Origin of the sequence: Leptotrichia sp. OH3620_COT-345 (genome assembly GCF_003932895.1) — a bacterium.
In the GTDB taxonomy this organism is placed as follows: Bacteria; Fusobacteriota; Fusobacteriia; order Fusobacteriales; family Leptotrichiaceae; genus Pseudoleptotrichia.
Window position 1 is genome coordinate 1 of sequence record NZ_RQYW01000233.1, and the last position, 218, is coordinate 218.

General features: G+C 39.9%; 1 protein-coding gene. It reads left to right on the plus strand.

Annotated elements, in window-relative coordinates; all coding sequences use genetic code 11:
* A partial coding sequence (locus EII29_RS11890; protein WP_125237639.1) for a filamentous hemagglutinin N-terminal domain-containing protein occupies nt 1–218 on the plus strand: 218 nt, incomplete at both ends.

Here is a 218-nt window from a genome sequence, read left to right on the forward strand (position 1 = left end):
GTGACAGGAAAGAATAAGAGTAATATAAACGGAATAGTGGAAGTGGCAGGACAAAGAGCTGACCTTGTAATGGCAAACAGAAACGGAATATTTGTTAATGGCGGAGGCTTTTTAAATACTGACAGAGTAACGCTTACAACAGGAAATTTACATATGAAAGACGGGGACTTAGTAGGCATAGATGTATCACAGGGACATATAGGGATAGGAGAAAGAGG